Genomic DNA, 23764 nt, shown 5'->3' with positions numbered 1-23764 from the left:
CAAACTGCCATATTTTCCGAAATCATTAGCGGCGTTAATAATAGAAGCCATGCGAACTTTTGATGCAGATGCCTTGGAGTGCCTTGCGGCCATCGTGGAGGAGGGTGGTTTTGAGCGTGCCGCGGTGCGCCTGTCCATCACCCAGTCGGCCGTGTCCCAACGTCTGCGCTCATTGGAGGCCCAGGTCGGCACCGTGCTGCTGGTGCGCAGTCGGCCCTTGCGCCCCACCACCGCAGGTCGTCTGTTGATCAAGCATGCCGTCCAGCTGCGCCTGCTGCGCGCCGATCTGGAAAATGATCTGCACGAGCTGACACCCGGCGCCAATGCCCAGCGCGAAGAAGACCGCATCTCGATTGCCGTCAACGCCGACAGCATTGCCACCTGGGCACTGCCCGCCCTGAGCCATCTGGTCCATGACGGGTTGCCGCTGGAGATCATTACCGATGACCAGGATTTCACCCACGAGTGGCTGCGCGAAGGGCAGGTATTGGGCTGCGTCACCACGCTCAAGCAGGCGCTGCGCGGTTGCAAGGTGATGGCCCTGGGCGACATGCACTATGTAGCGGTGGCCAACCGGGAGTACGCGCAGGCGCAGTGCCCGCAGGGGCTCACGCCGCATAACTTCCGCCAGATTCCCTTCATTGCATTCAACCGCAAGGACGATTTGCAGGCCGAGTTTGTCGGTGGCGCATTGGGGCTGCGGCGGGTGGCGTTGAGCCAGCGCTTTGTACCCAGCACCGAAGGCCAGGTGCACGCGGTGTTGTCGGGCTGGGGCGCCAGCGTAGTGCCGCAGATGCTGGTGCAAAGCCGCATTGACAGTGGTGAGTTGGTGAACCTGGTTCCGGCATTCAGTTTGCCCGTGAGTCTGTACTGGCATTGCTGGAACCTGAGCTCGGACGTGATAGACCGATTGACCAAGGCCTTGGAGGCTGGCGCGCGGGCGTCCTTGGGCAAGCCGTCAAAACCCGTCAGTCACAAAATAACCCCAAGATCCACAAAGTGACGTTGCTGGCTAAACTGTGGCCATGAACTCCCGCAACGTTGTCAAAGTCTCCTTCAAGGAGCAGATGCTCCAGGCACGGGAAGACGCCATCATCCGCACCGTCAATCTGCTGCTGGCTGAAAAGGGTTTTGAGGCCATGACGGTGGACGAAGTGGCCGCGTCAGTCGGCATTGCCAAGGCGAGCCTGTACAAGCATTTCCCCAGCAAGGAAGACTTGGCTGCGGCCGCCATGGTCAGCGTGATGCGACGGGCGCAAGCCTTTATCGCCACATTGCCTGAGCAGGCACCGCCCCTGGAAAACTTGCGCGCGGTGGTGCGCTGGATCATGGAAGTCAAGCTTGCTGGAGAGATGCCTTCGCTTCCCAGCCAGAACTCCAAGCTGCGCGCCACCCTGATGGCCAATGCAGACTATATGGACGGCCTGATGGAAGCAAGCGATGTGCTGGGCGGCTGGATAGAGGCTGCGCAGGATCAGGGCACGCTCAACCGGGGGATACCGGCCATTGCGATTCTGTACACCGTATATGCCCGGGCTTGCGATCCGGTGCTGGAGTTCCTGAAGATGGGCGGCCAGTACAGCGATGAGCAAATCATCGATCTGGTGATGTCCACCTGTTTCGATGGCCTGAACGCGCGCTAAACCTTATTCCAGGCCGGAAAAACGCCATTCCACGTGCAATGTCAGCGTCTGGCCGGTTTGCAGTACCTGCAGACCGGGGCGCCCCTCCACATGGAAAGCATCAATCGGCTGTGTCACCGGTTCAAAGCAGAAGGCCGGTCCCTGAGGTGGCCGGTAGAGCAGGCAAAAACCATCGTTGCGCCCGCTGTCTGCCACGGCAGGGACGCGCATCTCCAACTGCAGATTGTTTTCGGGCCATTCAATGCGCGCACTGCCGGACCAGCCGGTATAGGCGTTGTCCACCAGCGTGCCGTTCACGTCAAGCCCTGCACGGGGATCCCAACTGGGCGGGAAGGTGCTGCTGTGGGCGACCGGCATCGGGTCGACGCCGCTGAGCCACACGCCTTGTACATTGGCATGCAGACGTGTTTGGGGCGTACGCAGGAACCAGGGGTGCTGTCCCAGGCCATAGGGCAAGGGTTGCTTGCCGGTATGGGTCACGCTCAGGGTTTGGTCCATACCGTCTTCACGCAACACGAAGCGTTGCAACGCTTGGTAGGCATACGGATTGCCCGCGAACTGCTCGGAAGACAAGGTCATTTCCACAGTGTCATCTGCAGGCTGCTCCAGGTTCCAGGTTTGCAGCCAACCGTCTCCGTGGATGGGATAGGGCTCGCCGACGCGGTTGAGCGCTACCGGATGAAAGACACCATCCTGCGTGAAGCCGCCCTCGCTGATGCGGTTGGACCACGGCACCATCGGAAATGAGGCCAGAGAGTAGCGATCCAGATTTCGCCCATCCCAGGGCCGCCAGAGATGGAGTGCTCCTTCAGGCCGTTCCAATTGCCATGCCGCTACGCCGCCTGCCAGATCGGGAACCAATCCCAGGTGCTGGCCGGCGTGGTGCAGCCAATGGATGGAAGGAGCGGTAGTTTCGGGCATGGTCGAAGGACTGGTTGGTGAGGCAGCAAGAGCGCCTTGCATGCTAGCAACGGTGATTGATAAAGGAAAATCAAATAATTGATACTTTCAATGCCTGATTTGCAATGTCAAATTGACAAAAATAACAAGGATTTAGCTTGAAATTTTTTAACAACACTTGTTATTTTTCTTTTTGAACAGAGAACATTCCCCAATGTCTCTTTGGCAATAGCAAGACTGCAAATCTCTATTGGATAGATATAGGTCGCCTTCGTATCATCCGCCCACTTCTGTAGGGTAAAGCGGTGCTTGACATCGCCTTGCAGTGGTTGAGACGGGGGTGCTGGATACGGGCGGCTCTCCTACATGGCTTGTACCCGTTCCATTACACAAACTCTAGGAGACATCGATGAAACAGAACCGCCGTACCCTGATTGCCTCGCTGGCCATTGCGCCTTTCGCAGCCAGTCTGCCATTGAGCGCATTTGCCGAGAAAAAAATCGTATTGGGTTTCAGCCAGATCGGAGCCGAAAGCGAGTGGCGCAGCGCCAACACGGCCTCCATCAAGGACACCGCAGCGAAGGAAGGCATTGACCTCAAGTTCTCCGATGCGCAGCAAAAGCAGGAGAACCAGATCAAGGCGCTGCGCTCCTTCATTGCGCAGAAAGTGGATGTGATCGCCTTTGCCCCCGTGGTGGAGTCCGGCTGGGATACGGTTCTCAAGGAAATCAAGGCCGCGAAGATCCCTGTGATCTTGACCGACCGCTCGGTGGACTCCAAGGACACCTCGCTGTACGTGACCTTCATGGGTTCCGACTTCACCGAAGAAGGCCGCAAGGCGGGCCGCTGGCTGCTGGAAAAGGTCAAGAACACCACGGGCGACGTAAACGTTGTGGAATTGCAGGGCACCGTGGGTTCCGGTCCTGCGATTGACCGCAAGAAAGGTTTTGAAGAGATCATCAAGGCCAACCCCCGCATCAAGATCATCCGCTCGCAGACTGGCGACTTCACCCGTGCCAAGGGCAAGGAAGTCATGGAAGCCTTCCTGAAGGCCGAGGGCAAGAAGATCAATGTGCTGTATGCACACAACGACGACATGGCCATTGGTGCCATCCAGGCGATCGAAGAAGCCGGTCTGAAGCCTTCCAAGGACATCACCATCATCTCGGTGGATGCGGTCAAGGGTGCTTTCGAAGCCATGATGGCCGGCAAGCTGGACGTCACCGTGGAATGCAGCCCGCTGCTTGGACCGCAGCTGATGTCTGCCGTCAAGGATTTGGTGGCCGGCAAGACCCTGCCCCGTCGCATCGTGACGCAGGAAGGCATCTTTCCGATGGAAGTGGCGGCCAAAGAGTTCCCCAACCGCAAGTACTGATCCAGCCTCAGGGCTCAGTCAATCATCTACATCTCCGGTGTTAGCGGGGATGGTTCAGAGGACAGGCCACGGTGTGGCTTGTTCTTCATGAGGCGCAAGGACAATGACCAACAAACCACAGACTGCTCCGGTACTGGAGCTCTCCGGTGTGGCCAAACACTTTGGCGGAACGCAGGCATTGAGCGGCGTGAATTTGCGACTGTTTGCCGGCGAAGTGCACGCGCTGATGGGGCAGAACGGGGCTGGCAAGTCCACCCTGATCAAGGTACTGACCGGCGTGCACCGCGCAGACCAGGGCGACATGCGGCTGGAAGGGCGCAGCATCCATGCGACTTCACCGGTACAGGCCCAGAACCTGGGTATCAGCACGGTGTACCAGGAGGTCAACCTCTGCACCAATCTTTCGGTGGCCGAGAACATCTATGCAGGGCGTTATCCGCGCCATGGTGCCGTCAAGGCCTGGGCGATTGACTGGCAGCGCATGCACCGCGAGGCGTCGGAACTGCTGGCCCGCCTGAACCTGGATATCGATGTCACCCAGACGCTGGGCAGCTACTCGGTGGCCGTGCAGCAGATGGTGGCCATTGCGCGCGGGCTAAGCATTTCAGCCAAGGTGCTGATACTGGACGAGCCAACCTCCAGTCTGGACGATGAAGAGGTGGAGCGCCTTTTTGCGGTGCTGCGCCAACTGCGCGACCAAGGTCTGGCCATTCTGTTTGTGACCCATTTTCTGGACCAGGTCTATGCGCTGTGTGACCGCATCACCGTGCTGCGCAATGGCGAACTGGTGGGTGAGTATCCGGCTGCGGAGCTGGGGCACAGTGCACTGATATCAGCCATGGTCGGGCGCGACATGGTCGCCGGTCTGACGCCAGCTTCCAGCGCACTGTCCGAGGCGGCGACACAGGCTCCCGAGTTGCTGAAGGTCACCGGCCTGGGGCGCCGAGGTCAGGTCAAGCCGCTGGACCTGACGCTGCACCGTGGCGAAGTGGTGGGGCTGGGTGGTTTGCTGGGCTCTGGTCGAACCGAACTGGCCCGTTTGCTGTTCGGGCTGGATCGCAGCGATGCGGGAACCATGGTGCTGCAGGGCGAAAGCGTGCACATGGATTCGCCCGCGCATGCCATTCGTCTGGGGCTGGGCCTGTGCCCAGAAGACCGCAAGGCCGAAGGCATCATTGCCGAGCTGTCGGTGCGCGAAAACATCGCGTTGGCCTTGCAGGCGCGTCAGGGTTTGTGGCCTTTCATCTCCATGGCACAGCAGACGGCACTGGCCGAAAAATATGTGGCGGCGCTGGGTATCAAAACCGCCAGCATCGAGACCCCCATGGGGCAGCTCTCGGGCGGCAATCAGCAAAAGGCCGTACTTGCGCGCTGGCTGGCGACCCAGCCCTGCCTGCTGATTCTGGACGAACCCACACGCGGCGTAGACATCGCAGCGAAACAGGAAATCATGAACGAAATTTTGTCCCTGGCACGGCAAGGCATGGCGGTGCTCTTCATCTCCTCCGAGATGGAAGAAGTGGTGCGGGTCTCGGACCGCATTGTGGTGATGCGTGACCGAGCCAAGGTGGGAGAGCTTCCCGCCGGCAGCGCCGACCATGCGGTCTACGCCATGATTGCGGGGCAGGCATGAGCGCGACAGCTTTCCAAGCAGGCCTGGTTACCCGCCTGCGTACGCATCCCTTGTTGTGGCCGGTAGTGACGCTGGTGATGATTCTGGTGGTCAATGCCAGCCTGAACCCAGGCTTCTGGGTCTTGCAGTGGCGCGATGGGCACTTGTATGGCAGCGTCATCGACATTCTCAACCGCGCAGCACCTCTGATGCTGGTGGCCTTGGGCATGACGCTGGTGATTGCCACTCGGGGCATTGATATCTCGGTGGGAGCGGTGGTGGCCATCAGCGCCTCCGTGGCCGCATTGATGATTGGCGGGACGCTGGTCATAGAGAACGGCGTGCCGATGCGGGTCAGCCGCTTTCCCATGCCCTTGGCGATTGGGTGCGCGCTGCTGGCGTCGCTGGCCTGCGGCCTGTGGAATGGTCTGCTGGTGGCCAAGATTGGGCTGCAGCCCATCATTGCCACGCTGATCCTGATGGTGGCCGGGCGCGGCATCGCGCAATTGGTAACCGGTGGCCAGATCGTGACCGTGTACTACACACCCTTCTTCTACTTTGGCAACGGCTTTCTCTGGGGTTTGCCGTTTGCGCTGTTCATCGCGGCGGCTGTCTATCTTCTGGTGCATCTGGTGGTTACGCGAACGGCGCTGGGGCTGTTCATCCAGGCCATAGGCATCAACCCTGCGGCGGCACGCCTGGCTGGCGTGCGTGAGCGCCTGATCAGCATTTGCGTCTATGCGTTCTGCGGACTGACGGCTGGCATTGCCGGCATCATCATCAGCTCCAATGTGAAGAGCGCGGATGGCAACAACGCTGGCAATTTGATGGAACTCGACGCGATCCTGGCGGTCACGCTGGGCGGCACCTTGCTCACCGGTGGGCGCTTCAGCCTAGCGGGCAGCCTGATAGGTGCTCTCATCATCCAGACGCTGACGTCCACGATCTATTCCATAGGCGTCCCGCCCGAAATCAACCTGGTGGTGAAGGCCGCGGTGGTGTTTGTCGTGATGCTGCTGCAGTCGGCCGAGTTCCGTCGGGCAGTGCATGGCTGGGTCGTGCGTCCGCAGGCCGCAGTGGCAATGGGCAAAGGGGGCAAGGCATGAAGCTGGAACCCAAATACATGCCGCTGGCGGCAACGGTCTCGCTGTTTGTGGCCATGGCGGTGTTCGGCTCGGTGTCCTACACCGGCTTCTTTTCCGTACAGGCCTTCTTGAACCTGCTGATCGACAACGCCTTTCTGGTCATCGTGGCCGTGGGCATGACGTTTGTCATCCTGACGGGTGGCATCGACCTCTCGGTAGGCTCGGTGGTGGCACTCAGCACCATGGTGCTGGCCGAGCTGGTGGAAAAGCAGCATTGGAGCCTGTGGTTGGCCATTCCCCTGGTGCTGTTGATGGGCACGGCCCTGGGCGCGTTCATGGGGTGGCTGATCCAGCGCTTCCGGCTGCAGGCCTTTATCGTTACCCTGGCCGGCATGTTCCTGGCACGCGGATTGTGCTACTTGATCAGCATCGACTCCATCAGCATCACCGACGAAACCTATACGGCCCTTGCGCAGATGCGCGTGCCACTCTGGGCCGATGGCGCCGCGGTGTCACTCAGTGCCATATTGGCTTTGCTGGTGGTGGCTGCAGCGTTCTTTGTAGCGCATTCCACCGAGTTTGGCCGCACCGTGTATGCCATCGGTGGCAGCGAACATTCGGCCATGCTAATGGGCTTGCCCGTGGCGCGCACCACGGTGCTGGTCTATACCCTGAGCGGCTTTTGCTCGGCACTGGGGGGCGTGGTGTTCACCTTCTACATGCTGTCAGGCTACGGCTTGCACGCCGTGGGGCTGGAGCTGGATGCCATCGCCGCGGTGGTCATTGGCGGCACGTTGCTCAGCGGTGGCGTGGGGTATGTGGTGGGCACGCTGTTTGGTGTGCTCACGCTGGGCATCATCCAGTCGCTCATCATGTTCGATGGGTCGCTCAGCTCCTGGTGGACGCGCATCGTAATTGGTGCGCTCCTGTTCGTGTTCTGTGTGCTGCAGCGGGTGTTCGAGACCAAGCGCAACGCGCACTGATTGAGCAGTTACCCTGGCGCCCCGCCTGGTCAGCCGCGCTAGGTGCCAACCTCTATCAGTAGATCGGGCCGAAAGGAAACCTGCTCATTCTTGCGGGCATAGCCCAGGGGGTTGGCTACCACGCGGCAACCGTTTGCAATGTAGTCGCTGGGCGCGTGCAGATGCCCGTGCAGCCAAACCTGCGCCTGTTTCAGCAAATCGTCCAGCGTGTTGCAGAACCCGGCGGTCCCCGGTGTGAGTCCATAGCGCGGGTCGGCACTTCTCAGGCTGGGCGCGAAGTGGGTCACCACCACCGTGGTTCCCTCAAACGGGCTGTCCAGGGCTTCGCGTAGCCACCGCTGGCACACCAGAGCCTGCGCATGCAGGCCTTCAGCCAGCCATGGCTCACCTGCGCGAACGGTATCGGTTTTCTTCAGGTAGAAATTGGCGGCACGGTAGGCTTTTTCGGGTGTGCCCAACGCGCCAAAGTCGCTCCACAGCGTCGTGCCAACGAAGCGAATGGCTGGCGCCTGGTGGCTTGCCGGAATCACATGGCTGGCGCGCTCCAGCCAGATCAGGCCCAGCCGGTCGCAGGTCTCACGCAGGCGTGCATGCGCGGCGTCGAAGTCCATGCCATCATATTCGTGGTTTCCGGGTACAAACAGCACAGGCGTCGGCCAACCGTGCAATGGTGAAAACTGACGCAGACCGAAATCCGGGTCCTGCATCTTGTTGCCAGGCTGGTAGGAGCCTATGTCGCCAGCCAGGACCAGCAGGTCCGCATCTGGGTTGGGATGGGCGCGCCAGTAGGGATCGGTTTCCAGGTGCAGGTCGGATAGCAGTTGTAGTTTCATGCGGGGAAAGCCTTGTCAGCGAGTGCCAGTACCTTGGATCGCAACCAGGCGTGGGCGGCAGATGCGTCTTGCCGATGGTGCCACACCGCATCTACCTGGATGGTGGGCACCTTGAAAGGCAACTCACGCTGTACCAGTTGATCGGCAAACCCCGTCACGTTGACAAAGTGGCGCGGCAGCACGGTCAGCAGATCCGAGTTGGCGACCACCTTGCCTGCTGTGAAGAATTGGTTCACGGTCAATACCACCCGGCGTTTGCCTCCTTTTTCGGCCAGCGCTTCGTCCACAAATCCGAAAGCGTGTCCGGAAAAGCTTACCAGCAGGTGGCGGGCCTGGCAGTAGCGGTTCAGTGTCAGCGGTAGTTTGGCGTAAGGATGGCCCTCACGCATGACGCACACGTAGTCGCCCTGGAACAGACGGTGGTGCATGTACGTTGGAACTTCCCCCTTCTGATCCTGCAAGGACAGTTCTGCCATGGCCATAGGAAAGTGACCGATGGCGATGTCGGCACGTTCGCTATCCAGCAGTTTGCGCGGGTCGCGCGTCGTCAGCGGCAATACGCGCAGACTCACGCCCGGTGCTTCATTGCCTATGGCATCCACCAGGCCGGGCATCAGCTCGGCCGCGGTTGCATCTGCCATGGCCAGTACGAACACGTTCTCGGCAGACGATGGCTGGAATACGCCGGGCGCCAGCGTGCTTTGCAGGTTGCGTAGGCTTTCACGCACGATGGGCCAGAGTTCTGTGGCCCTGGCGGTGGGCTCCAGGGCGCGGCCCTTGCGCACCAACAGCTCGTCCCCCAACGACGCCCTCAGCCGACGCAGCGCGTTGCTGACGGCAGGCTGTGTCAGCGACAGCCGTGCCGCCGCCTTGGTCAGGCTGCGTCCTGCCATCACTTCGTCAAACACCTTGAGCAGGTTCAGATCAAAGGTACGCAGGTTGAATGGGGCATTGGTTTCCATGGCTTTCGCGATACCTTATTACATTCACTATATGAATAACAATGATCACTAACCAAAAGTAGACCAACACTAGTGAAAACCCTATGATTTGGCCATGTCCACTTATTCCCTCCGTTCAGTCAATCTCTCCCGGGAGTTCGCCATGGCACGTTTTGCTGAACCACATTTCTTCATCCTGCCCAGGGCAGCGTCCCATTCGGCGCCGTCTGTAGGCGTTGACGCGGGTTCCGATGGCTCGCGTACGCTGGCTGGCATGCTGTTGGCTGCCGCCATGGCTGCTCTGCTGGTGGTTGCCGATCAGGTCATAGATACCTGGTCAGACGGTCACTTGTTGGCGGCTTGGGTTGCACTGTGGACCGTTGCCTTCGCTGCTCTGGCGCTTCTGGCACCGCCTTTGCGGCACGTGGCGGCATTCGCATCTGCCGGCATGTTCAAGCAGTTGGCCGAGTGGCGTGCACGGCGTGATGAAGCGCACCTGTGGGAGTTGGCATGCCATGACCCGCGAGTGGTGGAGGAAATCCGGGTGGCCATGGGGCGCATGGGCACCTGATTTCGGTAGTTACCCGGGCAAAAAAAAAGCCACCTTGCAGGGTGGCTTTTTAGTTGGTGCGCCTCTGATGGGCGCATTTCCGTTGTGGATCAGGCGGTAAGGCGCTGCTCCAGCTTTGCTTTTGTCTCTTCGAGTTCTTTGGGCAAGTGGTAGGCGAGTTGCGTGAACAACTCGGTGTGAAGTGCGAACTCCTGCTTCCAGGCGTCCTTGTGCAGGTTGGTGACCGAATCGAACTGGGCGGCGGTGAAATCCAGCCCGGTCCAATTGAACTCTGCATAGGCAGGCGCCACGCCGAATCCGGTTTCCACGCCCTTGGCATTGCCTTCCAGGCGGTCAATCATCCATTTCAGTACGCGCATGTTGTCGCCGTAGCCGGGCCAGACGAACTTGCCATCATCACCCTTGCGGAACCAGTTCACGCAGTAGATCTTGGGCAGGGTGTGGCCGCCTTCTTCCAGTTTGTGTTCCATATCCAGCCAGTGCTGGAAGTAGTCGCTCATGTTGTAGCCGCAGAAAGGCAGCATGGCAAACGGATCGCGGCGCACCACGCCCATCTGGCCGACGGCGGCGGCGGTGGTCTCGGAGCCCATGGTGGCAGCCATGTAGACGCCTTCCATCCAGGTGCGGGCTTCGGTCACCAGGGGAACCGTGGTGGAGCGGCGGCCACCAAAGATGAAGGCGTCAATGGCCACGCCGTTGGGGTCGTTCCACTGGCTGTCCAGCGCCGGATTGTTGGTGGCCGTCACGGTGAAGCGCGCATTCGGGTGAGCCGCCTTGGCACCGGTTTCCTTGGCGATAGCAGGAGTCCAGTCCTTGCCTTGCCAGTCAATCAGGTGATCGGGGAATTTGCCGGTGTCCTTTTCCATACCTTCCCACCACACGTCACCATCGTCCGTCAAAGCCACGTTGGTGAAGACGACGTCCTTGTCCAGACTGGCCATGCAGTTGGGATTGGTGTGGAAGTTGGTCCCGGGGGCCACGCCAAAGTAGCCTGCTTCGGGGTTGATGGCGTAGAGCTTGCCGTCCGCATGGGGTTTGATCCAGGCGATGTCGTCACCGATGGTGGTGACCTTCCAGCCTTCAAAACCAGCTGGGGGCACCAGCATCGAGAAGTTGGTCTTGCCGCAGGCACTTGGGAAGGCAGCAGCAACGTGGTATTTCTTGCCCTGGGGATTGGTGACTCCCAGGATGAGCATGTGTTCAGCCAACCAGCCCTGGTCGCGGCCCATGTTGGAGGCGATGCGCAGGGCAAAGCACTTCTTGCCCAGCAAGGCGTTGCCGCCGTATCCGGAACCATACGACCAGATTTCACGGGTCTCGGGGTAGTGGACGATGTACTTGGTCTTGTTGCAAGGCCACTTCACGTCGGCCTGGCCGGCTTCCAGGGGAGCGCCAACCGTATGCACGCACGGCACGAAGGCTCCATCGACGCCCAGAACGTCGTACACCGCCTTACCCATGCGGGTCATGATGCGCTGGTTCACCGCTACGTAGGCGCTGTCACTCAGTTCGATGCCGATGTGGGCGATGTGCGAGCCCAGAGGGCCCATGGAGAACGGCACCACGTACATGGTGCGACCCTTCATGCATCCGTCGAATAGTGCTTTCTGGCCGTCCTTGCCGGTTTGTAGCAGGGCGCGCATTTCGGCAGGTGCCATCCAGTTGTTGGTGGGGCCGGCGTTTTCCTTTTTCTCGCTGCAGATGTAGGTGCGGTCTTCCACGCGGGCCACGTCGCTGGGGTCGGAGCAGGCCAGGAAACTGTTGGGGCGCTTGGCTGGGTTGAGCTTCTTGAACGTGCCGTTGTCGACCAATTGCTGGCACAGGCGCTGGTATTCCTCGTCGGAGCCGTCACACCAGTAGATGGATTGGGGCTTGCACAGAGCGGCCATCTCGGCAACCCAGGCAATGAGGCGCGCATTTTTGACGTAGCTGGGGGCTTCCAGCGTGAGTCCTTGCATTACGGGTGAATTCATGAAAAAGCTCCTAAGTTTGAAAATCGCCTTTTCAAAAAAACTGTGGGAAGCTCTTTGAAAAGGGGACTCGCCAAGCGCACTTCGAAGGAAGTTCGTTTGGATGAGTCGTCGATTCTATGAACCGGTACCGGAGTTACCAAGTAATTACATCCAAAAGTAATGCAAAAAATGCATTACTTTATACATCCATTGGGTTGGAGTTTTGCGATGTGATTGCATGGCAGGACGAATGCAACTGTTTCCGAGTCAATGACCGACAGCAATGGTCTTGTAGCACCTTGGTGGCGCAGCTATGGCCTACGGGGATAGTTGCGCACGCAGAAAAGCCCTCGGGAGCCACGAGGGCCCGCGAAGGCTTTTCTTCAATCTTGAGCGGAAGGAGGGCGGAGGAACCCGGACGGGTCAGGCCATGGAGACGGCAATGAATGCCAGTAGGAAGATCAGTACGGCGCCAGCCAGAGGCAATATCACCGGGATCATGGGCACGACGCCTTCAACGGTGTCAGACGAAGTGGCTTCAGTATGGTGAGCGGACATTAGGGTGTCTTCCTTAAGAGTTCTTGACACGGATTCTATCTATTTCGCCAAAGAACCCAATAAGCCACTGCATTTGGTTACATGCGCATTTCATCATTTGTCAACCGTTTGGACGGTTGGCGCGTCAATACACGCAGGGGGATGCATGAGATATGCGACAAGCATCCGTGTTCATAGACTTTCACTGTATATATGCACAGAGATACGATTCAGGTTCCTGAAAAGGGCACCTACAAATGGCAATTGTTCAACTATTGGTCTGACGAATTTCGCCAGACCCATAACGATCACTCCGCCTACATCGCGCTGAATTTTGCAGGCGCTTTGGACACCTGCCGTACCAAGCTACAGGCGCTTATCCAGCATCACCGTCAACAAGCCGCAAAGGCCGCATCGTGCGAGCGCCACAACCGCGCCATTGCCCGCCTGCAAAACACCATGACGGGCGCAGCCATGTCCTTTGAGAACGGATTTAGGCAGCACTAGCCTGACCACAGTCAGGTGACACAGGCAATTGCCACCACGCGCAGTACTTCCTCGGCATAGGCCTCCAGCTTCTTGATGCCTATGCCGCTGATGCCTTGTAAATCATCCAAAGACTGAGGCGCCCGCTGGGCAATGGCCGCCAGCGTCGCATCATGAAAAATCACATAGGCGGGCAAATTGTGCTGGCGTGCCACCTCGGCGCGCCACGCCTTCAGGGCCGAGTACCGTAGCAAGCCCTCGCTGTCCAGGGAAATGGGAGCCTTTACCACAGCACCCAGGCGTGCATTTCGCTTGGGCCGCTTGTCCTTCTCCGCAGCAGACTCCCGCAGGAGCACAGGCACTTCACCTCGCAGCACGGCGCGAGACTGTTCCGTGAGCTGCAATGTGTTGAAAGCCTGCCCGTCCACATGGATGGCGCCCATGGCAATCATCTGGCGCAGCACGCCGCGTAACTGCATTTCGCTGAAGCCTGCGCCAATCCCGAAAGTGCTCAGCGCTTCATGCCCATACTGGCTGGTCTTTTCAGTCGTCTTGCCGCGCACCACATCCATCACGTGACCGGCGCCAAAGCTCATGCCGCTCATTTGCTGGATGCGGTACACCGTGCTGAGCAACTTGCGTGCGGCATCTGTGCCGTCCCACACCGCTGGCGGGTGCAGGCAGTTATCGCAATTGCCACAGGGTTGGCTTTGTTCGCCAAAGTAACCTAACAGACGCATGCGTCGGCAATTGGTGGCTTCGGCCAATGCCAGCAGTGCATCTAGCTTGCCGCGCATGACCTGCTTGAAGTCTTCGCCAGCAGGGCTCTCATCGATCATCCGGCGTTGGTTCACCACATCCTGCAGACCGTAAGCCATCCAGGCATTTGCGGGCAGACCATCGCGTCCGGCACGCCCGGTTTCCTGGTAGTAGCCTTCGATGTTCTTGGGCATGTCCAGGTGGGCGACAAAGCGAACGTCGGGTTTGTCGATGCCCATGCCGAAGGCAATGGTGGCGACCATCACAATGCCTTCCTCGCGCAGAAAGCGATCTTGGTGGGTCTGGCGCGTCTTGTTGTCCAGGCCGGCATGGTAGGGCAGGGCATTGATGCCGGCGTCCACAAGCGTGTTGGCCATATCTTCCACCTTGCGGCGGGACTGGCAATACACAATGCCTGCGTCACCCGGATGCTCGCGCTCAATGAATCGCAGCAATTGCAAGGTGCTATCGCGCTTTTCCACAATGGTGTAGCGGATGTTGGGGCGGTCGAAGCTGCTCACGAAGGCGCGAGCGTCCTCGAGCTGGAGGCGCTCCACGATGTCTTCCCGCGTCAGCGCGTCGGCCGTAGCCGTCAGCGCCATGCGTGGCACTCCGGCAAAGCGCTCGTGCAGTACGGTCAGTGCACGGTATTCGGGCCTGAAGTCGTGTCCCCACTGGCTTACGCAATGAGCCTCGTCGATGGCGAACATGCTCAGCAGCCCGCGTTCAAACAACGAATCCAGCAGTGCCAGAAAGCGTGGCGTGGTCAATCGCTCGGGCGCTGCGTACAGAAGCGTGATCTCGCCACGCAGCATGCGTTGCTCGATCTGGTAGGACTCGTCACCGCTCAAAGTCGAGTTGAGAAACGCCGCACTCACACCGGCTTCATGCAGTGCACCCACCTGGTCGTGCATGAGCGCAATCAGCGGTGAAACTACGATGGTGACACCGTGTCCCAGGCGTTGGCGCGCAATGGCGGGGATCTGGTAGCACAGGCTCTTGCCGCCCCCGGTGGGCATGAGAACCAGGGCGTCACGCCCGGCAACCATGTGTTCAACAATATCCTGCTGGGGACCGCGAAATTGTGCGTATCCGAAGACGTCGCGAAGTATCTGGTGGTGGGACAAAGCGATATGCGGGCGATAACGCCTTATGTGCCTTTGATAGGAGAAGCCGGCGTGCTGGAATGCGCCAGCTCCTCGCGCATGGCGGTAGCAAGACGGGCATAGAGCTTGAGTTGGCGGTTGGTGTCTCGCAGACGCTCGGCAATGCTGGCAGATACGCCCAACAACAGGCGCGCTGCAACCACAGGGTCGTGCTGGATCATGGCTTTGATGGCGTCGCGGGTGAGAATGGCGCACCACAGATCCGTATTGGCCGTGCACGATGCGGAGCGTGGCTCGCTGTCGACCAAGCCAATTTCACCAATCAGACTTCCCGGGCCCATGACGCGGATGGTGACAGGTTCATTGTTGTTGATGGTCACGCGCTCCACCACCACCTCACCCTCTATGAGAAGTGCCATGAAGCCACTGTCGCTGGCATCGCCTTCGCGTATGAACGTTGTGTTGGCGGGCACAAAGCGGGGCGTCATATATCCCACCACAACACGTGCCTCTTCGAGCGTGAGGCCAGTCATGGCCTCGGGAGCGGACAACAGTTGGGCTGCGAATTCGGCACCTGAGCCACCCAGTGCCACGGGTATCTGGTCTATGGTTTCTATATGGGTACTCATGGCATTACGCGAGGCGTCCTCTCAAGTCTGGCAGCGATGGTAGCGCAGAAGGTGTGCTGTGGGTTCACCTGGAAGCGCACATGAAGATCGTGTCCAAAGACCATCGCTGAACTTCATGCTGTCCGTTGGGCCACATGCTGGCGGTATTGCAGAGCCTCGGCGGCGTGCAGCAGCTCAATCCTTTCGCTGCCGGCCAGATCTGCGATGGTGCGGGCGACTTTCAGGGTCCTGTGGATTCCTCGCGCGGACCAACCCAGCCGGGACGCGGCCGAGCGCAGGAATTGGACCGTGGGTTCGTCCGGACATGCGTGCGCATCGATTTCACCAGCCGTCAGCAGTTGATTGGTCTTGCCCTGGCGCACCAGCGCCCGCTCACGCGCAACCAGACAGCGCGCACGTATCTGCCCGGACGACTCACCGACCGGAGCACCCAGCAAGTCGGACGTGGGGATGCTGGGCACTTCCACATGCAAGTCAATGCGATCCAGCAGCGGCCCGCTCAGCCTGCCCTGGTACCGCGCAATTTGGTCCGGTGCGCAGCGGCAGCGCTGTGCCGTGCTGCCAAAATGTCCGCAGGGACATGGCCGCGTTGCCTTCTTACCATATGTGCCATACGTCCGAAAAGTGGCGCTTTTCAAAGTTCCGGTCACCGTTGGCGACCATATTGCCAAAAAGCGGAGGGAACTTGGGGAAACCCAGAAGCAGTTTGCCGACCGCTTGGGGGTGACTGCGGCCACCGTGCTTAACTGGGAAAAGAACCTGACAAAGGAACTCCCCGTCAGGCTGGTACCAAAAGTCACAGAACTCCTTGGGTATAACCCGGAACCAGTACCGGAAGGCGTCGGGGCACGTTTGCGGCACAAGCGACGGTCACTTGGGTTATCAATTGAAGAAGTGGCAATTATGCAAAAGGTGGATCGGTGTACCTGGGAGACGTGGGAGCAGAAGGAGGACTGGCCAAGGTGGCCGAGGTACAGGAAGATGCTGGAACAGTTCCTCAAGGACGAGAGTGCCGGGTAGACGAAGACTCCATTTGCTTTCAAGATATTTGCGGATGTGCTGGGAAAAATTGATGCTTGTCAGGTGCGGATCAGTGGGAGGGCCGAAACTACCGATAACAATAATTCAAGGAATGATATGAGTTGGAGCATCATTTGGAGCCCGGACTTGGCGCTCGTCCGGTTCACAGGCATTACGTCGGTTGAAGACCTTGTCGCCGCCAACAACGCATGCCATGGCGACCATCGCTTCGATGGGCTCAAAGTGATAGTGCTTGATTTCCTGCCAATAGATGCGTTTTTGGGTCTAGAGAAGCTGAGTACTTGCGTTGAAGACGTATGGGTAGTCGATTACGGGTCAAAGCAAAGCAATGCCAAGGTTCAAAAATTCGTGGTGACAAACAATTCCATGGTGAAGGCATTTGTGGAGGAGTACCGCAATCTACCTGAACAAGGTACTCCCATACGCCTCTATGAAAGGCTCGAAGAGGCAATAGCTGATGCTCGAAAACTAGTCAGCGGGCAAATTTTGGGCGAGTTTGGGCCTTGACTGTCAAAACGCTCTTCGGCGATGACAGTCTGGCTTCCTAGATTACGAAGGCAGACGGGTCACGCGGGCTTACTTCAGCAAATGGGCGATCAGGTCGATCACATTCTTAAGCACGGTGCTTGCACCGGCTAAGAGTGGAATCCACCGTTTCGCGAGCTTGAATAGCTTACGCATGGGTGTTGTCCAGAAAAAAACCCGCTCGAAGGCGGGCCATTGAGAAACCCGCGTGGAGCGGGCACAAAAAAGCCCGCACAAGGCGGGCAATGAAAAATTTAGGGCGAGCAGGGCTTACGCAGCAATATGGTGCAGTCCACAACAGAATGCATCCGAACCTAGGGCATCACGCCCATTGTTACGCGCTCATAACGCTACCCTGCTTAGCGGGGTTGTGAGGGCATAGCTCCGCCCCCAATCGGGAGTGTATCGAAAATTTCAAATTTGAGGGATTCAATTTGCATTGAAATCACCAGCCGGTTCCAATGTCCGCCACATCAGAAGCGATTCTTGTCGAAGTTGAACGAGCACGGTCTGGCCATGCGCAGCAACCTTGACTTATGATGTGTCGCCCTGAATACCGAACATCAAGTGCCAGGCGGTACGTCTAACCAAAACGTATCACGACCGGCGGCCTTGGCTTGATACAGCGCACGATCAGCCCGAGCAACTAACGCAGCAGGATTCAATTCATTGCCCTCGCAGAGGGTAATGCCTATGCTTGTTGTAGCGTGGATCTTATGATCCCCTAGCTGCATTGTTGCCCGTATGGTTCCTACCAGCTTTTCAGCGATCATCTGCACCTCATCTTGGTCACTCAGATCCTCCAAGATGAGGACAAATTCGTCGCCTGCCAAACGAGCTGCCGTATCTGTAACCCGGATGCTCGACTTCAGGCGATTTGCAACTTCACACAATACAAGATCACCTACGCCATGCCCGTAAGTGTCATTGATGGATTTGAAGTGATCAATATCCAGGTACATGAGAGCCATACGTGAACCGGTGCGTTGGCAGCGTGCAATGGCTTGCCCAAGCTTCTCATCAAACTGCCGCCTGTTTGGTAGCCCCGCGGGTCTATACGAGCGATATCCTGAAGTTCCTTCTCCACCCGCTTTACGTCCGTCACATCCAAGCTAAGCACATATGCGCCATGTGCTACGCCATCAGGCCACACGTCAGGAATAAAGATGGTTCGCAGGTATCGGTGGACACCCTTCTCATTAATTTCAGAATCGAATTCAATGCGCTCGCCCGCAAGCGCCTTTCGTAGGGCATCCCTACGTTTTTCATAGCGGACGTCGCCGAGGACTTCATGGATCGAGCGCCCAGTTGCCCATTGCAAATCAATTCCCAACCAGTCTTTGAATGTTGCATTGAGAAACTGCAGTCGCTCCTCCGTATCGACATAGGCAATTAAAACCGGCAGATTGTCTGTCACCGCACGGAGCTGCCGCTCACTTGCCTCAAGGCGCGCTTGCGCCTGGTGTTGTTCTGTACGATCAAGCACCATGCCAAAGATACCTGTGACTGTACCTTGAGCATCTCTGTCTGGCACGTAGTGCACGTACAAGTTGGTTGGCGAGCCAGGAATTGTGTTCGTGAGTTCAAATGACACATCCTTGCCAGTCATTGCCTCCGCCATATAGGACTTAACCCCAGCAAAAACCTCTTCACCAAACACCTCAGCGACTGTCTTCCCAACAGTGGAGCCCTCTTTCAAATGGAACCATGTTTGGTATTTGTCGTTCGTAAAGGTATACCGGTAGTCCATATCCACATGGGAAATGAGCACGGGCAAATTGTTGGCAATTAACCGCAAACGCCGCTCGCTACGGGCCAGTGCACGCTCTACCTCTTTGCGCTCTGACACATCGTAGTTCGTACCTAGCACACGGGTTGCATTACCATGCTCATCTCGAATCACTTCCGCGCGGGCATGCACGTGGCGAATTTCCCCATTGTCTGTAAGTACGCGAAAGTCAAAATCGATAGGTTGATAGGTCTCAATGGCCTTCTGAAATTCAGTCACGCTTCGCTGGTAATCTTTTGGATGCAGTTTGCTTGACCAATCTTCAAGCGTGCCACCAAAGGATGCAGGGGTACTGCCAAAGATTTCGAACATGGTGTCGGTCCACTCGACCTTCCCAGTCTTTAGATCAACTTCCCAGATGCCTATGCCATTGACGGACGTTGCCAAAGACAAACGCTCCTCTTTCGCGATCAAGGCAGCTGACATCGCCTTCTTTTCAGTTACATCCTGAATGATGGCCAATGAGTGCTCTGGTTGCCCGGACGAGTCACGTTCCAATATTGCAGACATCACTATGTCGATAACCGTTCCATCTTTCCGAACCATCTGGTACTCGATGTCTTCGATCCGACCAGACTCAAAAAAATTAGGCAGCACATCGTTCGTCGCGTAGTCTCGCGAGGCCGGGGTGAGAAAGTCCGTGGAGCGCTTACCGACTACTTCTTCTCGGGTGTATCCCAAACTTCGGAGCCACATATCGCTCACGTACAGTATTCGTCCCTGTCGATCGATGGAATGCAGCATCGCCGGAGTGGACTCATACAGTGCACGCAAACGATTCTGGCTTGCCTTCAAGGCAAATTCGGCCTGCTTGCGATCCGTGATGTCCCTGCCCACGGAATGTAGGGAAATGACGTGATCGTTCTCGTCACCGATGGATCGATTGGACCAGGCCATCCAGCGTTCTTCACCTTTTGCAGAACGCATTTGATTTTCACCATACGCAACCCCGGGCCCTTCGCAAAGCTTCTGCAAATGGGATGCAACAGCGTCCCGATCCTTTACTGAAACATAGTCAAACAGGTTGCGTCCAACCATGTCTTTAGGCGTCAGTGCGAAATGCTTGGCATATGCTTCATTGACATAAGTCAATTCGCCGCTTGGTAGTGATAGAGAGACAAGATCAGTTTGGTCTTCAACGATAGCGTGATAGAGCGCTTCTTGCGTACTTATCTCCTGCGCCTTTTCTGCAGTTCGTGCGTGTAGCTGATCCAATTCCAAGGCGCGTTGGCGCATATCCAGTGCTTTTGAAGCAACAAGCGCGAGATCCGACAACACCTTGCGTTGCACATCATTTAGCACACGTGGTTGGGTATCGATTACGCACAAGGTGCCAACACTTTCGCCCTCTGACATGACCACCGGAGCTCCAGCATAGAAGCGAATATGTGGTTGCCCGATGACCAGTGGGTTTAAGCAAAACCTGGGATCTTCCATGGCATCAGGGACCTCCATCAGGTCCGTACCCAGAATTGCATGGGCACAAAAAGCCACTTCTCGGGACGTTTCGGCTGTTCCTTCCAGCCCGATGTTGGACTTAAACCACTGCCGGTCAGCACTTACTAGGCTCAGCAAGGCAATGGGAGCATTGCAAATGGCAGATGCGGTACGTGTCAGAGCGTCAAATATTGGTTCTGGCTCGGAATCGAGCACTTGCAGTGCCCGTAATCGAGCCAGTCGCCCTTCTTCATTGATGGATCGTGGAGCGGCGTAATTCATGCATTATTTTCTTCTGGCGCCCAACGCGCGCGTTACTACCTTGATGGTAGATCAATTTTCTTCAATCGTGTGTCAGGAATATGTGGGAGGTGGATTCTCAACACGCCTATTGAAATACCGAAGGAAAACTGTCGGGTAATCTGCGAACAGGTGCGTTCACTTTGAATGCGGGTGAGAGTTTTACATGCAATGGATGCGATGCCCGCATCACAATAGTCACTGCATTGATTTTGCCATCACAGCCGCAATCGCCCGCCTTCGAGCAAGCGCCTCCCTCGGATCAACCTCCTTCACGCGAGTTCTCACCGTATAACCCTTAATAGTTTTCTCCTTGGGCTCTTGCGTCATGGGATACCCATCAAGAAATCCTGGCAGGTCTTCTGGTAAGAGAAATGTCACGCGCTTCTTCTCACCATCTTCAAGTGCATTCCCAATGAACGTAGACAAACTTTTTAAGTGTCGCTGATGCGATGCCAACATCACAACATGTGTAAAAGGCAGTGCCAGGCACTTTTCCACATTGCCAAGCTCATGGTCTTTGGTGGTGGTCACAGAGATTTCAAATGCAAACGATAGCTGCTCACGCCTGAGCACCACATCCACACGCCCAGCACCGTCGTGTATTACCTCTTCAACGGACGCACGGAAACCACGTTCCTCGCCGAGCTCCTTAATGAGATGTTCCAGGTACTTGTGTTTGACCCCACCACCGCCAGTGTCTCGGGTTTGGATTGGTAAGGAAGTGGCGGGAGCACGGTGAATGACTATGTCGGGAGACACCTCAGGTGCAGCAGGTACCGTGTCAAAAGCAGGCCTCTCCGGTTCGTCGGGGGGCACTGGCTGATGCTCGACATTTGAAATGTCCTCAACCGGAGGCACGCTTTGAGTTTCATCTGTCACGGGTGCATCAGAGTACGGTACACCGTACGTCTGCCGTGAAGTCTCTAGAAGGGCCTGGTACTCTCCTTCGGATAAGCTCTCTTGTGATTCCAGATACCCAAGGGGAATGGATAGCGTCACGGCCTGGTCGGTCACGTTCCGTGCAAAGCATGCAAAGTGCGTTTGACTACGACCTCTCTTCTGTGAGAGCAAGAAATCTGCATCACAGCGGAAATCCCCTGCAAGACTGTGCGCATCTTTGGAGCTGACACCGCCGGCTAATTTGATAGACGTGTTGGCCAGCACCCCAGCACGGATGCTGGGCTCCAATTGATCCAGATTCTGATGCGCAAAGGTAATGGCCCCTTTGTACTTCCTCACCTGGGCAAGCATACGGGTCAGAGTCAGGTCTACAACATCTTCAGCTTCATCAATGTAGATGTACGTGGGAGTACGTTCGTACTTTGCGACAGCGGCACGACGCATGAGAGCTTGACCTAGCAGGGCGACAAACATTCGAGAGAAGATGGTTGAACCTTCATGCCCAAGAAAGTCCTTGGCAGTGTTGATGAAAACAATGGAACCGTTTTGCAACGACTGGAACAGGTCAACCGAGTTCTTGGTTGCGCTCATCATGCGGTCAAGCGTCTGGTTCGACAGTACCCCCCAAAGCCTTGTCAGAATCTGCTTCTTGGTTTCTGAGAATGTCCGGTCAAAGAATCTGGTTTCAAAGAAGATGCGAGCACTTCCTGGAAGCATCTGCATGCAAGGTTTGAACTGCTCTCCGTCTTCCATAAGGAGCAGTAGGGTGTGGATGTTGGCGTTTGGAATACGGGCAAGCAGTATTGCCAAGTACCGGAACACGACACCTTGTTTTTGAGTAAGTTCTGCACCGAGCAGACCACCAAAGAAGTACTCATACAGTTCAATCGTGCCATTCAGAATAGTTTCCCTGGCGACTGCATTTGTTAGTTTTCCGCTTCCTATGTCCACATCAAACAGATTAAGCCCTACCGGACGATCAAGGTCTTGCGGGTCAATGTAGATGAAGCGGTCCTTGAGTCCAGCTTCACCGAAATATGAACTGTGCATCAAGGTTTGCAAAAGATCACCTTGGCTGTCCATGACGACAACAGATCGTCTTTCCTTGAGTGCTTCTTCTAAGTCACCGGCAATGAGGAATTGAAGTGTCTGGGTCTTCCCGTGTCCTGTGCCCGCAAGCACATGGGTGTGCTCAAAGCGAATGGCTTCTGGGATGTAGAGTGGAATTTCAACCGTGAAGATGTCGACAAACGGCGTGCCTGAAAGGTAGAGCCGGATCAACTCAACAGAATCCAGTCCATGCTTGTCTTCCGGCAGAACATACGACTTCTTGCTGGTAAACCGCTCGTGAAATGGAATGTTGGATGCACTTAAAAGATTGCTATGGAGCTGGTCCCTGAGGTCATCAAACAATGCATCAGAAATCAAGTCATCTGCGAAGATGGTTGCAATGATCTTGTGAATGAGAACAGGAAGGTTCTTGATGTAGGTATGCAGTGGGGCAACAGGTGCCAGCCGTGAATACTCCTCAAACGTACCATCATCATGGGGATCAACGAACGCTTGCGGCGGTAGCTCTTTGTACAGGCTTGAAAGAATTGCAGACGTTACCTCTAACCACTTATCAAGGAAGTAGTCTTCCCGTTCATGCATGCGCACTGCTTTGCGCAGGCGATTGCGATAGTCCACACCTTCAGCGAGACTGAAGTCCGCAGTATCGGCATTAAGTGGTACGGTCAGTGGCTCGTGCCGAAGCAGTATGGAAAGAAGCGAGAATACAGGTGACCCAATACGGGTACCTAGTGTGACATCGAGCTCCTTACCGGCTTCCTCCATGACAGACATGATGAAGTCCGACTTAGCGTCTTCATCACTGAGCGTACTCTGTTGACGAAGCACCCTAACTTGCGACAGAAGCTCTTTGGTTTCCTTCTCCTCCTTGGACGAGGTACCAAGGAGTGAGGAAAGGAAGCTCATGCCGGTTCGAAGGTATGAACCGTTTCTCCACCAAAAGATTTTGCAGCAGTCAGTACCTTATGAAATACTTCTGCTGCCTTAATAATTTGCTCTTCGGCGTCGAGGATTTCAACAACGTCTTTGCCTTCAATGGTCTTGCCATCAACAAGGTCATGTACATGAAGACGTGGTACAGCAAAACGATAGGCAAGCATGGATGTGATGCTGTGCATGTTTGGACCATCGTTAGGCTTCTCATACAGCAGGGTATCACTGAGCTTGTATTTCTTGATTGCGTCTAACTCTTCGTCTGTAAGGCGAGCCTTTGCAGTCAGCAAGAATTTAATGCCACCCACAAGACCAGACTTCTGATTACGCGTAAGCAGTAGTTCCATTTTTCC

Annotated in this window: 21 protein-coding genes and 1 pseudogene; 9 read left to right on the top strand and 13 right to left on the bottom strand. The window is 56.8% G+C overall.

Annotated features, from left to right (window positions below; all coding sequences use genetic code 11):
* Positions 1–49: 49 nt before the first annotated feature.
* A complete protein-coding gene (locus AAGF34_RS06630; protein ID WP_342619825.1) occupies positions 50–1003 on the top strand; it encodes a LysR family transcriptional regulator ArgP in 954 nt (317 codons plus the stop codon).
* Between the two features lie 22 nt (positions 1004–1025).
* Positions 1026–1643, top strand: a complete 618-nt coding sequence (locus AAGF34_RS06625) for a helix-turn-helix domain-containing protein (protein WP_342619824.1) — start codon at positions 1026–1028, stop codon at positions 1641–1643.
* Positions 1644–1646: 3 nt separating this feature from the next.
* On the opposite strand, the gene AAGF34_RS06620 is transcribed toward AAGF34_RS06625, so the two are convergent.
* Positions 1647–2564 carry an aldose 1-epimerase gene (locus tag AAGF34_RS06620; RefSeq protein WP_342619823.1) on the bottom strand — a complete coding sequence of 306 codons (918 nt, stop codon included), beginning with the start codon at positions 2562–2564 and terminating at the stop codon, positions 1647–1649.
* 388 nt (positions 2565–2952) lie between these two features.
* On the opposite strand from AAGF34_RS06620, the gene AAGF34_RS06615 reads away from it, so the two are divergent.
* The 4 genes from AAGF34_RS06615 (at position 2953) to yjfF (ending at position 7598) form a co-directional block, all read left to right on the top strand.
* Entirely contained in the window at positions 2953–3918 is a 966-nt protein-coding gene (locus AAGF34_RS06615) for an ABC transporter substrate-binding protein (protein ID WP_342619822.1), read from the top strand.
* 103 nt (positions 3919–4021) lie between these two features.
* Positions 4022–5551, top strand: a complete 1530-nt coding sequence (locus tag AAGF34_RS06610; RefSeq protein WP_342619821.1) for a sugar ABC transporter ATP-binding protein — start codon at positions 4022–4024, stop codon at positions 5549–5551.
* A complete protein-coding gene (locus AAGF34_RS06605) occupies positions 5548–6636 on the top strand; it encodes an ABC transporter permease (RefSeq protein WP_342619820.1) in 1089 nt (362 codons plus the stop codon). Before AAGF34_RS06610 ends, AAGF34_RS06605 begins: the two co-directional genes overlap by 4 nt.
* Complete coding sequence (gene yjfF / locus AAGF34_RS06600; protein ID WP_342619819.1) at positions 6633–7598, top strand: galactofuranose ABC transporter, permease protein YjfF; 966 nt, start codon at positions 6633–6635, stop codon at positions 7596–7598. Before AAGF34_RS06605 ends, yjfF begins: the two co-directional genes overlap by 4 nt.
* A gap of 38 nt (positions 7599–7636) precedes the next feature.
* On the opposite strand, the gene AAGF34_RS06595 is transcribed toward yjfF, so the two are convergent.
* Together AAGF34_RS06595 and AAGF34_RS06590 are read right to left on the bottom strand one after the other, a co-directional pair.
* A complete protein-coding gene (locus AAGF34_RS06595) occupies positions 7637–8431 on the bottom strand; it encodes a metallophosphoesterase (protein ID WP_342619818.1) in 795 nt (264 codons plus the stop codon).
* On the bottom strand, positions 8428–9393 hold the full coding sequence (locus AAGF34_RS06590) for a LysR family transcriptional regulator (protein WP_342619817.1): 966 nt from the start codon (positions 9391–9393) through the stop codon (positions 8428–8430). The genes AAGF34_RS06595 and AAGF34_RS06590 overlap by 4 nt, the downstream gene beginning before the upstream one ends.
* A gap of 142 nt (positions 9394–9535) precedes the next feature.
* On the opposite strand from AAGF34_RS06590, the gene AAGF34_RS06585 reads away from it, so the two are divergent.
* Positions 9536–9943, top strand: a complete 408-nt coding sequence (locus AAGF34_RS06585; RefSeq protein ID WP_342619816.1) for a hypothetical protein — start codon at positions 9536–9538, stop codon at positions 9941–9943.
* An 89-nt stretch (positions 9944–10032) separates the two neighbouring features.
* On the opposite strand, the gene AAGF34_RS06580 is transcribed toward AAGF34_RS06585, so the two are convergent.
* Together AAGF34_RS06580 and AAGF34_RS06575 are read right to left on the bottom strand one after the other, a co-directional pair.
* Entirely contained in the window at positions 10033–11916 is a 1884-nt protein-coding gene (locus AAGF34_RS06580) for a phosphoenolpyruvate carboxykinase (GTP) (RefSeq protein ID WP_342619815.1), read from the bottom strand.
* A 402-nt stretch (positions 11917–12318) separates the two neighbouring features.
* Positions 12319–12453 (bottom strand): hypothetical protein, encoded by a 135-nt coding sequence (locus AAGF34_RS06575; RefSeq protein WP_342619814.1) that lies wholly within the window; start codon positions 12451–12453, stop codon positions 12319–12321.
* 192 nt (positions 12454–12645) lie between these two features.
* Here AAGF34_RS06575 and AAGF34_RS06570 point away from each other — a divergent pair, with 192 nt between their 5' ends.
* Entirely contained in the window at positions 12646–12939 is a 294-nt protein-coding gene (locus AAGF34_RS06570; RefSeq protein WP_342619813.1) for a hypothetical protein, read from the top strand.
* A gap of 11 nt (positions 12940–12950) precedes the next feature.
* Here AAGF34_RS06570 and recQ read toward each other — a convergent pair whose 3' ends face one another.
* The 4 genes and pseudogenes from recQ to AAGF34_RS06550 form a co-directional block, all read right to left on the bottom strand.
* Positions 12951–14810 carry a DNA helicase RecQ gene (recQ, locus tag AAGF34_RS06565; RefSeq protein ID WP_342621050.1) on the bottom strand — a complete coding sequence of 620 codons (1860 nt, stop codon included), beginning with the start codon at positions 14808–14810 and terminating at the stop codon, positions 12951–12953.
* A gap of 17 nt (positions 14811–14827) precedes the next feature.
* Entirely contained in the window at positions 14828–15412 is a 585-nt protein-coding gene (locus tag AAGF34_RS06560; protein WP_342619812.1) for a cyclic nucleotide-binding domain-containing protein, read from the bottom strand.
* A 113-nt stretch (positions 15413–15525) separates the two neighbouring features.
* The gene (locus AAGF34_RS06555; protein WP_342621049.1) at positions 15526–15879 is read right to left on the bottom strand and encodes a hypothetical protein; all 354 of its coding nucleotides are present in this window, start codon (positions 15877–15879) and stop codon (positions 15526–15528) included.
* 33 nt (positions 15880–15912) lie between these two features.
* A pseudogene (locus tag AAGF34_RS06550) lies at positions 15913–16062 on the bottom strand (ATP-binding protein); the annotation flags it as partial.
* A gap of 487 nt (positions 16063–16549) precedes the next feature.
* Between AAGF34_RS06550 and AAGF34_RS06545 the strand changes: the two are divergent.
* On the top strand, positions 16550–16960 hold the full coding sequence (locus AAGF34_RS06545; protein WP_342619811.1) for a hypothetical protein: 411 nt from the start codon (positions 16550–16552) through the stop codon (positions 16958–16960).
* Positions 16961–17541: 581 nt separating this feature from the next.
* Here the strand turns inward: AAGF34_RS06545 and AAGF34_RS06540 are convergent.
* From AAGF34_RS06540 to AAGF34_RS06525, 4 genes are all read right to left on the bottom strand, one after another.
* Complete coding sequence (locus tag AAGF34_RS06540; RefSeq protein WP_342621048.1) at positions 17542–17979, bottom strand: GGDEF domain-containing protein; 438 nt, start codon at positions 17977–17979, stop codon at positions 17542–17544.
* Entirely contained in the window at positions 17883–20486 is a 2604-nt protein-coding gene (locus AAGF34_RS06535) for a PAS domain S-box protein (protein WP_342619810.1), read from the bottom strand. Before AAGF34_RS06535 ends, AAGF34_RS06540 begins: the two co-directional genes overlap by 97 nt.
* A 216-nt stretch (positions 20487–20702) precedes the next feature.
* Positions 20703–23384 (bottom strand): DUF87 domain-containing protein, encoded by a 2682-nt coding sequence (locus AAGF34_RS06530; protein WP_342619808.1) that lies wholly within the window; start codon positions 23382–23384, stop codon positions 20703–20705.
* Positions 23381–23758 (bottom strand): hypothetical protein, encoded by a 378-nt coding sequence (locus AAGF34_RS06525; RefSeq protein ID WP_342619807.1) that lies wholly within the window; start codon positions 23756–23758, stop codon positions 23381–23383. Before AAGF34_RS06525 ends, AAGF34_RS06530 begins: the two co-directional genes overlap by 4 nt.
* Between the last annotated feature and the right edge of the window lie 6 nt (positions 23759–23764).

This window comes from Rhodoferax sp. GW822-FHT02A01, assembly GCF_038784515.1.
GTDB lineage: Bacteria > Pseudomonadota > Gammaproteobacteria > Burkholderiales > Burkholderiaceae_C > Allorhodoferax.
Note: the sequence above shows the minus strand (reverse complement) of the source record. Positions and strands in the feature narration are given on the sequence as shown.